General features: G+C 65.1%; 13 protein-coding genes. 6 read left to right on the forward strand and 7 right to left on the reverse strand.

Annotated features, from left to right (window positions below):
* Positions 1 to 67: 67 nt before the first annotated feature.
* The 5 genes from EAG14_RS18470 (at position 68) to dld (ending at position 7000) form a co-directional block, all read left to right on the forward strand.
* Positions 68 to 1102: a DctP family TRAP transporter solute-binding subunit gene (locus EAG14_RS18470; protein WP_121729748.1), complete on the forward strand. Its 1035-nt coding sequence runs from the start codon at positions 68 to 70 to the stop codon at positions 1100 to 1102.
* Between the two features lie 506 nt (positions 1103 to 1608).
* Positions 1609 to 3285, forward strand: a complete 1677-nt coding sequence (lldP, locus tag EAG14_RS18475) for an L-lactate permease (RefSeq protein WP_099743025.1) — start codon at positions 1609 to 1611, stop codon at positions 3283 to 3285.
* A gap of 22 nt (positions 3286 to 3307) precedes the next feature.
* Positions 3308 to 4075, forward strand: a complete 768-nt coding sequence (lldR, locus tag EAG14_RS18480) for a transcriptional regulator LldR (protein ID WP_121729749.1) — start codon at positions 3308 to 3310, stop codon at positions 4073 to 4075.
* Positions 4076 to 4088: 13 nt separating this feature from the next.
* Positions 4089 to 5228 carry an FMN-dependent L-lactate dehydrogenase LldD gene (lldD, locus tag EAG14_RS18485; RefSeq protein WP_121729750.1) on the forward strand — a complete coding sequence of 380 codons (1140 nt, stop codon included), beginning with the start codon at positions 4089 to 4091 and terminating at the stop codon, positions 5226 to 5228.
* Positions 5225 to 7000: a D-lactate dehydrogenase gene (gene dld, locus EAG14_RS18490; protein WP_121729751.1), complete on the forward strand. Its 1776-nt coding sequence runs from the start codon at positions 5225 to 5227 to the stop codon at positions 6998 to 7000. The genes lldD and dld overlap by 4 nt, the downstream gene beginning before the upstream one ends.
* A 115-nt stretch (positions 7001 to 7115) precedes the next feature.
* Here the strand turns inward: dld and EAG14_RS18495 are convergent, their stop codons facing one another.
* From EAG14_RS18495 to EAG14_RS18505, 3 genes are all read right to left on the reverse strand, one after another.
* Positions 7116 to 7454, reverse strand: coding sequence for a nucleotide pyrophosphohydrolase (locus EAG14_RS18495; RefSeq protein ID WP_121730550.1), 339 nt, complete (start codon positions 7452 to 7454; stop codon positions 7116 to 7118).
* 106 nt (positions 7455 to 7560) lie between these two features.
* Positions 7561 to 8493, reverse strand: a complete 933-nt coding sequence (locus EAG14_RS18500) for a 2-hydroxyacid dehydrogenase (RefSeq protein WP_121729752.1) — start codon at positions 8491 to 8493, stop codon at positions 7561 to 7563.
* A gap of 54 nt (positions 8494 to 8547) precedes the next feature.
* Complete coding sequence (locus tag EAG14_RS18505; RefSeq protein WP_121729753.1) at positions 8548 to 10395, reverse strand: ABC transporter ATP-binding protein/permease; 1848 nt, start codon at positions 10393 to 10395, stop codon at positions 8548 to 8550.
* A 40-nt stretch (positions 10396 to 10435) separates the two neighbouring features.
* On the opposite strand from EAG14_RS18505, the gene EAG14_RS18510 reads away from it, so the two are divergent.
* Positions 10436 to 10864, forward strand: coding sequence for an acyl-CoA thioesterase (locus tag EAG14_RS18510; RefSeq protein ID WP_099658997.1), 429 nt, complete (start codon positions 10436 to 10438; stop codon positions 10862 to 10864).
* 60 nt (positions 10865 to 10924) lie between these two features.
* Here the strand turns inward: EAG14_RS18510 and EAG14_RS18515 are convergent, their stop codons facing one another.
* The 4 genes from EAG14_RS18515 to EAG14_RS18530 form a co-directional block, all read right to left on the reverse strand.
* On the reverse strand, positions 10925 to 11500 hold the full coding sequence (locus EAG14_RS18515; protein WP_099657851.1) for a polymer-forming cytoskeletal protein: 576 nt from the start codon (positions 11498 to 11500) through the stop codon (positions 10925 to 10927).
* Between the two features lie 149 nt (positions 11501 to 11649).
* A complete protein-coding gene (locus EAG14_RS18520) occupies positions 11650 to 12144 on the reverse strand; it encodes a thioesterase family protein (protein WP_371414373.1) in 495 nt (164 codons plus the stop codon).
* 217 nt (positions 12145 to 12361) lie between these two features.
* Positions 12362 to 13138: an enoyl-CoA hydratase gene (locus EAG14_RS18525; protein ID WP_121729754.1), complete on the reverse strand. Its 777-nt coding sequence runs from the start codon at positions 13136 to 13138 to the stop codon at positions 12362 to 12364.
* A 99-nt stretch (positions 13139 to 13237) separates the two neighbouring features.
* Positions 13238 to 14071 (reverse strand): acyl-CoA thioesterase II, encoded by an 834-nt coding sequence (locus tag EAG14_RS18530; RefSeq protein WP_121729755.1) that lies wholly within the window; start codon positions 14069 to 14071, stop codon positions 13238 to 13240.
* Positions 14072 to 14093: the final 22 nt, after the last annotated feature.

The raw sequence follows: 14093 nt of genomic DNA on the forward strand, positions 1-14093 counted from the left end.
CAAAAATGCCTTCTAGCGCTTATCTATAAAGCGCAGAAAGCTACGTTTTTTATAGCAAGGAGACTTTATGAAACTGCGTACCTTCCTGACCTCGGCCGTGGCCGCTGCGGCCGCCCTGGCCTTCACCGCGCCTGCCGCCATCGCACAGACCGCGTACAAGAGCGAGTACCGCATGTCGCTGGTGCTGGGCACCGCCTTCCCCTGGGGCAAGGGCGGCGAGCTGTGGGCCAACAAGGTCCGTGAGCGCACCCAGGGCCGCATCAACATCAAGCTGTACCCCGGCGTCTCGCTGATCCAGGGCGATCAGACGCGCGAGTTCAGCGCGCTGCGCCAGGGCGTGATCGACATGGCCGTCGGCTCCACCATCAACTGGTCGCCCCAGGTCAAGGCCCTGAACCTGTTCTCGCTGCCCTTCCTGTTCCCCAACTACGCCGCCGTCGACGCCGTGACGCAGGGTGATGTCGGCAAGCAGATCTTCGCCACGCTGGACAAGGCAGGCGTGATGCCCCTGGCCTGGGGTGAGAACGGCTACCGCGAAATCTCCAACTCCAAGCTGGCCATCAAGAGCCCTGCCGACCTCAAGGGCCTGAAGATCCGCGTCGTGGGCTCGCCCCTGTTCCTCGACACCTTCACCGCCCTGGGCGCCAACCCCACGCAAATGAGCTGGGCCGACGCGCAGCCCGCCTTTGCCAGCGGCGCCGTGGATGGGCAAGAGAACCCGATTGCCGTCTATCAGGCCGCCAAGCTGCACACCGTGGCCCAAAAGCACATCACCATGTGGGGCTACGTGAACGACCCGCTGGTGTTTGTGGTGAACAAGGACATCTGGAACAGCTGGACGCCCGCCGACCGCGAGATCGTCAAGCAGGCCGCCATCGACGCTGGCAAGGAAGAAATCGCCATCGCCCGCAAAGGCATGGTCGAAGCCGACAAGCCCCTGCTCAAGGAAATCGCCGCCAATGGCGTGACCGTGACGCAGCTCTCCGCCACTGAACGCGACGCCTTCGTGAAGGCCACGCGCCCTGTGTACGACAAGTGGAAGAGCCAGATCGGCGCCGACCTGGTGACCGCCGCTGAAAAGGCGATTGCGGCAGGCAAGTAAGCCCCAAACGCTCCTAAAACCATAGCTTTTAGCGCTTGATCAGCAAGCGCTAGAAGCTTTTTTTATGCCCCAAACGGCCTAGCATGCACAGCGCGCGGTGCCTGCCGATGGCCCACCCATCCCGCACTGGAATCGCCCAAGACCACACCGCACAACCACACTCAGGCGGTCTGGCTAATCACGTTAAATTGGTACGACCAACAAACCAAAATCCAGGCAAATGACCATAACTCGGTATTTACCCTATAAATATCACCCTATCACACCGCCCAAAATACGACCAATTCGCACGGATTGGTTATTTTTGGTCATACCAATTTAACTCAACGTCTGCCAATGAGGGACAAGCGCACAGCCTGCCTTCATGCCAGCCCACCCCTCAGCCCCCCGGCCTGTGGGGCCAGTGGCCGGAGACAACGCTGCCCCCCAAGGCGGCGCATCCACTGCGGTGAAGAAAGCCATGGGCCCCTGGCCTTTGTCTGCGTTTCAATGCCTCACTTACCGTTATGCAAACCCTCTGGCAACAAAACTATGACCCGGCCGGGAACATCTGGCTCTCCGCGCTCGTAGCCCTCATCCCCATCGTCTTTTTCTTTCTGGCGCTGACCAAGCTGCGGCTTAAGGGCTACCAGGCGGGCACCGTGACGGTGCTGCTGGCGCTGGGCGTAGCGCTGCTGTTCTACAAGATGCCCGTGAGCGCCGCGCTGGCCTCGGCCGTGTATGGCTTCTTCTATGGCCTGTGGCCCATCGCCTGGATCATTGTGGCGGCGGTGTTTCTGTACAAGCTGTCGGTCAAGACCGGGCAGTTTGATGTGATCCGCAGCTCCATCCTATCCGTCACGCACGACCAGCGCCTGCAGCTCATCCTGGTGGGTTTCTGCTTCGGTGCGTTTTTGGAAGGCGCAGCTGGCTTTGGCGCCCCCGTGGCCATCACCGCTGCGCTGCTGGTGGGCCTGGGCTTCAAGCCGCTGTACGCCGCCGGCCTGTGCCTGATCGCCAACACCGCCCCCGTGGCGTTTGGCGCCATGGGCATTCCGGTCATCGTGGCGGGCCAGGTGTCGGGCATTGACCCCTTCCTCATCGGTCAGATGGCCGGACGCCAGCTGCCCTTCATGACCATCCTGGTGCTGTTCTGGATCATGGCCATCATGGACGGCTGGCGCGGCGTGAAGGAGACCTGGCCTGCCGTGCTGGTGGGTGGCGGCTCGTTCGCCGTGGTGCAGTTCCTCACCGCCAACTACATTGGCCCTGAGCTGCCTGACATCACCTCGGCCATCGTCTCGCTGATTGCCCTCACGGCCTTCCTCAAGGTGTGGCAGCCCAAGCGCATCTTCCGCTTTGACACCAGCGACAGCACGGCAACGTCCGCTGCCAAGCCAGTGGCCGCCAGCACTGCGCCCCTCACCGCAGGCGCCATCATCAAGGCCTGGTCGCCCTTCATCATCCTGACGGGCATGGTCACGATCTGGAGCATCAAGCCCTTCAAGGCGCTGTTCGCCGCAGGCGGCCCGCTGGCCTCCACCATCATCAACATCCCCGTGCCCATGCTGGACAAGCTGGTCGCCAAGATGCCGCCCGTGGTCGCACAGGCCACGCCATATGGCGCGGTGTACACCTTCAACTGGCTGGCCGCCACCGGCACCGCCATCCTGATTGCGGCCATCCTGACCATCGCCTTCGCCCGTTTCTCCCCCGCCAAGGCCGTGGCCACGCTGGGCGAGACGGTGCGCGAGCTGGTCATCCCGATCTACTCCATCGGCATGGTGCTGGCCTTTGCCTTCGTGGCCAACTACTCCGGCCTGTCGGCCACGCTGGCCCTGGCGCTGGCCCATACGGGCAAGGCGTTCACGTTCTTCTCGCCCTTCCTGGGCTGGATTGGCGTGTTCCTCACGGGCTCGGACACCTCGGCCAACGCCCTGTTTGGCGCGCTGCAGGCCACCACGGCCAACCAGTTGGGCCTGTCGCCCGTGCTCACCGTGGCGGCCAACACCACCGGCGGCGTCACCGGCAAGATGATTTCGCCCCAGTCCATTGCCATTGCCTGCGCGGCCGTAGGCCTGGCGGGCAAGGAATCGGACCTGTTCCGCTTCACCGTCAAGCACAGCCTGGTGTTCGCCGCCATCATCGGCATCATCTGCACGCTGCAGGCCTATGTGTTTACGTGGATGATTCCGGGTCATTGAAACCCTGAATCTGAGAGCCCCCATGCGCCTAGCCGATCACGTTGTCGAAAAACTGCTTGCCCTGGTGCAAGACCGCGGACTGCAGCCCGGACAAAAGCTGCCCGCCGAACGGCAACTGGCCGAGGAGCTGGGGGTGTCGCGCACCTCAGTGCGCGAAGCCATCCAGAAGCTCACCAGCCAGGGCGTGCTCTCGGCCCGGCGCGGCGACGGCACCTACGTGCAGCAATCGAACAAACCTGCCGAGTGGCTGCAGGAAGCCATGGTGCCGCTGGCGGGCCTGATCGAATCGGACCCCCACTACCGCTACGACGTGCTGGAAACGCGCCACGCGCTCGAAACCAGCACCGCCTGGCTGGCCGCGCAGCGCGCCACCGCGCAGGACAAGGCGCACATCCAGCGTTGCTTTGAAGTGATGCTGCAGCACCAGCAAGGCGGCCACGCCGAGCTGGCAGCACGCGCCGACGCGCAGTTCCACCTGGCCATTGCCGAAGCCTCGCACAACCTGGTGCTGGTGCAGGTGATGCACAGCCTGTTCACCGTGGTGCTCTCCACCGTGGAGCGCAACCGCCACGACATGTTCCGCCTGAGTGCCCCCGTCACGCTGCAGGCGCTCACGGCGCAGCACCAGGCGCTGATGCAGGCCATTCTGGACGGCGACCCACAGCGCGCACGCGCCTGCATCGGCGAGCACCTGGAGCATGTGCGCACCACCATCCAGCGCATGGACGAAGACCGCGCACGGCGCGAACGCTCCATGCGCCTGCCCCTGGATCTAGCCCCCAAGACCTGAGACAGCCACCACCATGATCATCTCCTCCAGCGCCGACTACCGCACGGTGGCGCAAAAGTTTCTACCGCCCTTCCTGTTCCACTACATCGACGGTGGCTCGTATGCCGAGCAGACACTGCGCCGCAATGTGGATGACTTTGCCGCCGTGGCATTGCGCCAGCGCGTGCTCAAGGACATGAGCCAGCTCGACACCAGCATCGAGCTGTTTGGCGAAAAGCTCAGCATCCCTGTCGCCCTCTCGCCAGTGGGCCTGACGGGCATGTACCGCCGCCGCGGCGAGGTGCAGGCCGCCCGCGCGGCCAGCAGGCACGGCATTCCGTTCACCATGTCCAGCGTATCGGTCTGCCCCATCGAAGAGGTGGCGCCCATGATCAAACGCCCCATGTGGTTCCAGCTCTACGTACTCAAAGACCGTGGCTTCATGCAAAACGCGCTGGAGCGTGCGCAGGCCGCAGGCTGCACCACCCTGGTGTTTACGGTAGACATGCCCGTGCCGGGCGCACGCTATCGCGACGCGCATTCGGGCATGAGCGGCCCCAACGCAGCGCTGCGCCGCTACTGGCAGGCGATGACGCACCCGCACTGGGCCGTGGACGTAGGTCTGCTGGGCCGCCCGCATGACCTGGGCAACATCTCGGCCTACCGGGGCAGCCCCACGGGCCTGCAGGACTACATGGGCTACCTCAGCGCCAACTTCGACCCGTCCATCTCCTGGAAAGACCTGGAGTGGATTCGCGCCTTCTGGAAGGGCCCGATGGTCATCAAGGGCATCCTCGACCCCGAAGACGCCAAGGACGCCGTGCGCTTTGGCGCGGACGGCATCATCGTCTCCAACCACGGCGGCCGCCAGTTGGATGGCGTGCTGTCGTCGGCCCGCGCGCTGCCCGCCATTGCCGACGCGGTGAAGGGCCAGATCAAGATCCTGGCCGACTCGGGCATCCGCAACGGGCTGGACGTGGTGCGCGCCCTGGCCTTGGGCGCCGACTGCGCCATGATTGGCCGCGCCTACATCTACGCACTGGCCGCAGGCGGCGAGGCCGGTGTGAAGCACCTGCTGGAGCTGCTGGAGAAAGAAATGCGCGTGGCCATGACCCTGACCAGCGTGGCCAAGGTGGCCGACATCTCCGCTGACTTGCTGGTGCGCGAAGCATGAACGCCGCCGCCCCCATCTCCCCTGTCTCCCCCGTCTCCCGTGAGGCCCTGCTGGCCCAACTGCGTGATGCCGTGGGCGCCGCCCACGTCCTGACCGACGACCAGGCCACCCGCCGCTTTCGCAAAGGCCACCGCACCGGCGAAGGCCCGGTGCTGGCCGTGGTGCGGCCCGCCACCTTGCTGGAGCAGTGGAAGGTGCTGCAGGCCGCCGTGGCGGCGGACCGCATCGTCATCATGCAGGCGGCCAACACCGGGCTGACCGGAGGCTCCACCCCCGACGGCAACCAGTACGACCGCGAGATCATCCTCATGAACACGCTGCGCATCACCGGTGTGCAGGTGGTGCGCGGTGGTGAACAGGTGGTGTGCCTGCCCGGCGCCACACTCGACCGGCTGGAGCAGACGCTGATCCCCTTCAACCGCGAACCGCACTCGGTCATTGGCTCGTCGTGCATCGGCGCCTCGGTGCTGGGCGGCATCTGCAACAACTCGGGCGGCGCGCTGGTGCGCCGGGGCCCCGCCTACACCGAGCTGGCGCTGTACGCCCGCGTGAAGGGTGACGGCACGCTGGAGCTGGTGAACCACCTGGGCATCGAGCTGGGCCAGACGCCCGAAGACATCCTGACCCGCCTGCAAAGCGGCAGCTACACCGAAGCCGACGTGCGCCACGAGCCTGAGCGCGCCGCATCCGACGCCCGCTACGCCCAGGACGTGCGCGCCGTGGACGCCGACAGCCCCGCCCGCTTCAATGCCGACCCGTCGCGCCTGTTCGAGGCCTCGGGCTCCGCAGGCAAGGTGTGCCTGTTTGCCGTGCGGCTCGATACCTTTCCCAAAGAACCCAGCACGGTGTTCTACATCGGCAGCAACGCGCCCGAAGACCTCACCGCCGTGCGCCGCCACCTGCTCACCGCACTGCCGCGCCCGCCCATTGCCGGTGAATACATCCACCGCACCGCGTTCGACATTGGCGAGAAGTACGGCAAGGACACCTTCCTGCTCATCGACCGCTTTGGCACGGCCCGGGTGCCTGCAGCCTTTGCGCTCAAGAGCAAGTGGGACGGTTTCTTTGAACGCCTCGGGATGCGCGGTTTTGTGGACCACGCCATCCAGGCCGTGACCCGCCTGCTGCCCAGCCACCTGCCCCGGCGCGTGCGACAGTGGCGCGACCTGTACGAGCACCACCTACTGGTGCGCGTATCGAACGACCAGGTGGAGGCCACGCGCGCCTTCCTGGCCGAGCACTTTGCGCCCGCGCACACCGCAGGCGGCTGGTTTGAATGCGATGCCGACGAAGGGCGCAAAGCCTTCCTGCACCGCTTTGCGATCGCAGGCGCGGCCATCCGCTACCGCGAGGTGCACCGCAGCGAGGTCGAAGACATCGTGGCGCTCGACATTGCGCTGCGCCGCAACGACCGCGAATGGGTGGAGCAACTGCCCCAGGACGTGGAGCGCGATGTGGTGCACAAGCTGTACTACGGCCACTTCTTCTGCCATGTTTTCCACCAGGACTACATCGTGAAGAAGGGCGTGGACCCGCTGGCCATGGAGCACCGCATGTGGGAGCTGCTGGACGAGCGCCGCGCCGAGTACCCCGCCGAGCACAACGTGGGCCACCTCTACGTGGCCAAGCCCGCGCTGGCAGGCTTCTACCAGTCGCTGGACCCGACCAACACCTTCAACCCCGGCATCGGCCACACCCCGCGCGGGCGCGACTGGCAAGAGTGCAACCATGCCAGCGGCGGCTGGCCCAAGGGGTATTCAGAGGGCGCGTGACGCGGATTCGCGCGGTCCTCATCACAATCAAAACCGTTCGGGCTGACCCTCTCGAAGCCTTGCACGGCGCTTCGACAGGCTCAGCGTGAACGGATGGGGGGAGCGGCCTCCGGGGTCAATCCACCGAAGCCGTACCAACGGGCGGCACCGGGTGCTTGATCGCGTTCTTCACCAGCTTGCGCTCTACCGCCTCGCGCAGGTCCACACCGGTGTGGTCGGCCAGTTGCAGCAGGTAGAGCAACACATCGGCCATCTCTTCACCCACGCGCTCTTTGCGCGCAGGGTCGGCGGTGAGCTGTTGCGACTCCTCGGGCGTGAGCCACTGGAACAGCTCCTGCAGCTCGGCCGCCTCCACCATCAGCGCCATGGCCAGGTTCTTGGGCGTGTGGTACGGCTGCCATTGGCGGGCAGCGGCAAAAGCGCGCAGGCGTTGCTGCAGGTCGGCCAGGTCCAGCGTCATGCCACGCCCCTGGCGCAGCCAAAGCCACATCTACCGCAATTGCTACACATTTGATAGCTTGCAGCGCTTATCCCATAAGCGCTAGCGGCCATTTTGATGCTCATAACGGCGTCACAGGTGCTTCGCCCGCGAGGTGGCGGCGGGCGTTTTCCATGAAGCGGTCCACCGAGTTCTGCACCGCTTCGGGCGACCAGCCCGCCACATGGGGCGTGAGCACCACGTTGTCCAGGTCCAGCAACTCGGCCGGGGGCGCGGGCTCGCTCTCGTACACGTCCAGGCCCGCTGCGGCAATGCGGCCCTCGCGCAGCGCAACGGCCAAGGCGGTGGTGTCAATCACGCTACCGCGTGCGATATTGACCACCACGCCGCGCAAGCCCAGCGCGTTCAGCACCGCAGCGTTGACCAGGTGCCGGGTAGCAGCACCACCGGGCGTGGCGATGACGAGAAAGTCCGCCCACTCGGCCAGTGCCGTCACGTCGGCAAAGTAGCGGTAAGGCACATCGGTGCGTGCGCTGCGGTTGTGGTAGCCCACCTCGATCTCGAAGCCCAGGGCACGCTGCGCGATCTTCTTGCCAATGGTGCCCAGGCCGATGATGCCCAGGCGCTTGTGCGACACGTTGGGCGGCAGCGGCAAGGCCGTGCGCCAGATGCCTGCGCGCGTGGCCTTGTCCAGCGGCAGGATGCGGCGCTGCGCGGCAATCAGCAGGCCCCAGGTGTGGTCGGCCACACAGTCGTCGTTGGTGCCCGCGCCCGTGGCCACCACAATGCCGCGCGCCTTGGCATGGTCTACCGCCACGTTCTCGTAGCCCGCGCCCAGCACGCAAATCAGCGTGAGGGCGGGCAGCGCATCGATCTGCGCGGGCGACAAGCCGATGGCGCCGATGGTGAGCGCCACCCGCACGCGGGGGCCATGCTCGGCAATGGCCGCCGCAGCCGATGCGGCATCGGCGGCGTAGAGGACTTCAAACACCTCGGCCATCTGGGCGCGGTGTTCTTCCGACAGGAAAGTGAGGGTAAGCAGGACAGGCTTCATGGGTTCAACGTTAGTAGGACAAGGTGTTCAAACAGGGCCGCAGCAAGGGGCGCTTCAGGCAGCGCCATCGCTTTGTTGCAATGCCCACATGCTGGCGTAGCGACCATTGAGGGCGAGCAGTTGCGCATGCGTGCCGCGCTCGATGATGCGGCCCGCATCCATGACCAGAATCTCGTGCGCGTCCACCACCGTGGAGAGGCGGTGGGCAATGAGCAGCGTGGTCTTGTTCTGCGCCGCGCTTTGCAGCTCGGCCTGGATGGCGCGTTCGTTGGCCGAGTCCAGCGCGCTGGTGGCTTCGTCAAAGATGAGGATGGGCGGGTTCTTGAGCAGCGTGCGGGCAATGGCCACGCGCTGCTTTTCGCCACCCGAGAGCTTGAGCCCCCGCTCGCCCACTTGTGTTGCGTAGCCCTTGGGTGTGCTGGCGATGAAGCCGTGGATGCGCGCTGCGCTGGCTGCGGCCTCCACCTCTTGCTGCGTGGCGCCCGTGCGGCCGTAGGCAATGTTGTAGGCCACGGTGTCGTTGAAGAGCACGGTGTCCTGCGGCACGATGCCAATCGCCTGGCGCACGCTGGCCTGCGTCACGCTGCGAATCTCTTGCCCGGCGATGGTGATGCGACCTTGCTGGATGTCGTAGAACCGAAACAGCAGCCGCGCCAGCGTGGACTTGCCCGAGCCCGAGGGCCCGACCACCGCCACCGTTTTGCCTGCAGGGATCTCAAAGCTCACGCCTTGCAAAATAGGCCGTTCTGGGTCATAGGCAAAGTGCACGTCGTCAAACCGCACCGTGGGCTGTGCCAGCCCTTGCAGCTGCTGCGCACCGGGCGCATCGGCCACCTCACGCTCCTTGTCCATCAGCACGAACATCTTGTCCAGGTCCGTGAGGCTCTGCTTGATCTCGCGGTAGATCACGCCCAGGAAGTTGAGCGGGATGTAGAGCTGGATCATGAACGCGTTGACCATGACCAAGTCGCCCAGCGTCATGCGCCCATCGACCACGCCCTGGGTGGCGCGCCACAGCATGGCCACCAGCCCGATGGCAATGATGAACTGCTGGCCCGCATTGAGCATGGACAGCGTGGTCTGGCTCTTGAGCCGCGCCAGCCGCAGGCGCTCCAGGCTCTCGTCGTAGCGGCGGGCTTCAAAGGCCTCGTTGTTGAAATATTTGACGGTTTCGTAGTTCAGCAGCGAATCCACCGCCTTGGTGTGTGCGGCCGAATCGAACTCGTTGGCTTCGCGGCGAAAGCGCGTGCGCCACTCCGTCACCCACACCGTGAAGGCGATATAGACCACCAGCGCGGTGATGGTGATCCAGGCAAACCACACGTCGAACTTGAGCGCCAGCACCGTGAGCACCAGCGCCACCTCGATCAGCGTGGCCACCACGTTGAACAGGGTGTAGGAGATGAGCGACTCGATGCCCCGCACGCCGCGCTCGATGTCGCGCGTCATGCCGCCCGTCTGCCGCTCCAGGTGAAAGCGCAAGCTCAGCTGGTGCAGGTGCTCGAAGGTCTGCAGCGCAATGGCCCGCGCGGCGCCCTGCGTGGCCTTGGCAAACACCAGTTCGCGCAACTCTGAGAACAGCGAAGTGGACAGCCGCAGCGCCCCATAGGCCAGCAGCAGCCCCACGGGCACCACCAGCAGCGCGGTGGGGCTGCTGGCGGAGATGTCCATGGCGTCCACCAGCGTTTTGAGCAGCACGGGCACGCCGACGTTGGCCAGCTTGGCCCCCACCATGAACACGATGGCGGCCACCACGCGCCACTTGTACTGCCACAGGTAGGGCAGCAGGCGCCGGATGGTGACCCAGTCTGTGGGCTGGTGCGGTGCGGTGGCCGGAGCAACTGCAGCCGCAGAGGGGTTTGGAGGGGAATGTGGGGGGGCGGAGTCGCCGCGTTGGCGCATGGGGGACAATCCTGATTGTTGTTATCTAGTGATTGTGCCCATGTCTGCTTCCTTCAGCCCACCACCCGCTGCATTGCCCTGCGACCACGAACTGGTGCTCAAAGTCATCCCCATGCCGGGCGACTGCAATGCCAATGGCGATATTTTTGGGGGCTGGGTGATGGCGCAGGTGGACCTGGCCGGATCGGTGCTGCCCGCGCGCTACGTGCAGGGCCGCATGGCCACCGTGGCCGTCAATGAGTTTGTGTTCAAGCAACCGGTGCGCGTGGGCGACATCCTGTCGTTCTTCTCGCACATCAACCGCGTGGGCAACACCTCGGTGACCGTGCAGGTCGAGGTGTATGCCGAACGCTTTTCAGACCAGGGCCGCTACGTGAAGGTGACCGAGGCCACGCTGACCTATGTGGCGATCGACGCCAACGGCCGCCCACGGCCGCTGCCCAAGCCACAGGCGCCTGCCCAAGGCTAAGAACCCGTGGACGATCTCATAAGGGAGATCGCCCACAGACTGTCAGAACAAGCGATTCCCTCAGGCCGCCAGAATGGCAGGCTCTGCGCGCACCACCGCAGGCGCCGCAATGGCGGGGCGCGTGGCCGCGCTGGCGCTGTTGAAACCGGCCTCGATCTCGCCGGCCAGTTGCCCGCCCTCTTCCACCACCAGCTTGCCGTAGCGGATCTTGCCGTTCACCTTGCCCGTGCTGTAGATGACGAGCTTCTGGCGCACGGTGAGGGTGCCATTGAATTCGCCATGGATCTCGGCAATGTCGATTTCAGCCGAGCCCTTGAAGGCCCCGTTCTCGGAGATCTGGATCACGCGCGAATCCATCGTGGCTTCCACCGTGCCTTCGACCACCAGCGTGTCGCAATCGGTGATCTCCACGCCCTTGAGCTTGATGTTGGGGCCCACGGTGAGCTTGCTGCCCGAGCTGTCGCTGCCCGAGGCCGCCACGGGCTTGTTGCCCGTGAGGCCACCACCCGATGGACCCACCGATGACGCGGCACCTGAGTTCAGGCTGTTCAAGCCATTGACGGAGGGGTTGGTGGCGGCATTGCGCTGGAACGAATCGGGTTCACGCTTGCCAAAGAAGGGGTTTTGCACGGCCATCGGATCTCCTTGAAAAGGATGCATCCTAGGTTTTCATGCTGTCAAAAGATGCCATCGTTACGCAAGAACGGTAACCAAACGGTTCGACCGTAGCATGCACTTGCAAGGCTTGCAGCAGCACACGCCCTGCGCGCTGGCCGCAGCACAACTTACGAAACGATGTAAGCGGCCGCCCCGGCCGACATGAGCTGGCCATCGGGGCCCAAAAACTCCATGCGCGTGGTGGCCACGCGCGAGCCCAGGCGCAGCACCTCGGCGCGCAGCTCAAAGTGGCTGCCAATGCCGGGGCGCAGGTAGTCAATGCGCAGGTCAATGGTGCCCAGCTTGGCAAAGCGGTGCAGGCGCTGCTCGGGCGGATCGTCCATGTGCTTGGCACCGATCGCGGCCATCACCGCCAGCCCGCCCATCGCATCCAGCCCCGCGCTGATCACGCCGCCGTGGATGCGGTTGTAGGCATAGTGGCCCACCAGATCGGGCCGCATGTCGATGCGCGCCACCGCCCGCTGCGGCGCGATGCTGACCACCTTGAGCCCCAGCAGCTGGTTGAAGACGATCTTCTCTTCAAAGATGGCGGTGAGCCCCGCGAGGAACTCGGGCTCGAACGCGATGGCGGTGGAAGGGGCAGACGGAGCGGACATGGACATCCTTGGAGCGGCGGCGGGCCATCCGCCAAAACACTATTACTTTGATAGCTGCCAGCGCTTATAAATCAAGCGCTAGCGGCCTATTTAACTCAATGCACCAGCGATGGCATCAGCGCCTGCGACACCTGATTTCAGACCTTGCTGAAATCAGGATGTCTTTTAGCGAAACACTTCCGCCCTGCTGCGCAGTGCGCGCTGGCTGCGCCAGCTCCAGACCTCAGACTTTGCTGAAGTCTGGATGTCTTTTCTCCATAAACGCGCCAAACGCTTCGCGGGCGGCGGGCTCGCGCAGCATGCGGCCAAAGCTGGCACCCTCTTCGGCCATCACGGCGGCGATCTGGGGCAGCTGGTGCTTCTTCATCAAGCGCTTGGTTTCGATGAGCGAAGACAAGGGCTTGGCCGCCAGCTTTTTGGCTTGGGCCTGGGCCACGCCGTTGCATTCGGTGGGGGGCACCACGCGGTTGACCAAGCCTACTTCCAGGGCAGCTTCGGCCAGGAAGGGTTCGCCCAGCAGCAGGGCTTCTGCGGCACGGTGGTAGCCCAGCATTTGCGGCACGAGCAGGCTCGACGCGGCCTCGGGGCACAGGCCCAGGTTGACGAAGGGCATGGAGAACGCCGCGTTGTCGCCCGCATAGACCAAATCGCAATGGAACAGCATGGTGGTGCCAATGCCCACGGCCGGGCCGCACACCGAGGCGATCACGGGCTTGGGGAACGCTGCCAGGCGGTGCAGGAAGCGGAACACGGGCGAGTCCTGCCCAGCCGGGGGCTGCTGCAGAAAGTCGCCAATGTCATTGCCTGCGCTGAAGATGGCCACATCGCCCTGGAACACCACCACGCGCACGCTCGCGTCCTGCTCTGCGGCGGCCAGCGCATCGGCCATGGCCGCGTACATGGTGGTGGTGATGGAGTTCTTCTTGTCCACCCGGTTGAAGGTGATGCTGGTCACACCCGCTTCGGTGTGCACGAGGATGTCTTTGGTGGTGTCGGTCATGGTGGTAAGGGGGTATGAAGAGGTGAAGTGATGGCGCGTACTGGGCCGCGTTGGCGCTGGGTAGCGCTGGGTAGCGCTGGGTAGCGCCGTGTGGCGCGCCTACTCTTTGTAGTAAACGATCTGGTGGCTCGTGGCCAGCATGGTGCCGGCTTCGTTCCACAGCTGCACGGTCTGGTCAAAAAACCCGTGGCGAAACTCTTGCCCACGGGCCTGGCCCAGCAGGTAGCCCGTGCCGGTCTGCGCCAGTTGCTCGCTGCTGGCATGGAAGTACACCGTGATCGACACCGTGCCCGCAGGCACCAGGTGCGCCCGGCGCAGCCACACGCGGGGGAAGAACAAATCGGCCAGCGCCGCCAGCGCGCAGAAGTCCAGCGGCCGAGCGGGCGCGTCACGCATCCACAGCTGCGACAGGCTGTGGTCGCCCAACTGGCCGTTCCACTGCGCAGGCAGCCCACCCGAGATGGGGCGCATCTCGTAGCGGTGCAGCCACGCCATGGCCCCTGCTTCCAAAGGCCTGATGGCGCAGTCTGCCGGGGCAGGCACCATGGGCATCGGCACATCGCCCGCGCTCCAGGTGTCGCGGCGCACGGCGGTGACGGCCGTGGCGGTCGTGGTCACCACCGGGGCACCGTCGGCATCGGCCTGCAGGATGGACAGCGTCCAGTGCTGGGTGGAGCGGTTGGTGCGCACCGGCGTGGCCTGCACGGTGAACGGCCCGGCCGTCAAAGCCCCCGCGTAGTTGACGGTGAGCGACAGCGGATCGCCCAGCCGGTCGGGGTGCAGCATGACGGCCTGCAGCAGCGTGGCCGCCGTCACGCCGCCAAACGGCCCCACCATGTTCCAGTAACCGGGATGGGTCTGGCCCGTGTACGCACCGGGCGAAGAAGACGTCAGCGCAAGCGCCTCGTCCAAGGGATGCAAGGAGGAAGTCATGCCGTAAGTGTGCCGTGGATTG

Origin of the sequence: Acidovorax sp. 1608163 (genome assembly GCF_003669015.1) — a bacterium.
In the GTDB taxonomy this organism is placed as follows: Bacteria; Pseudomonadota; Gammaproteobacteria; order Burkholderiales; family Burkholderiaceae_C; genus Acidovorax.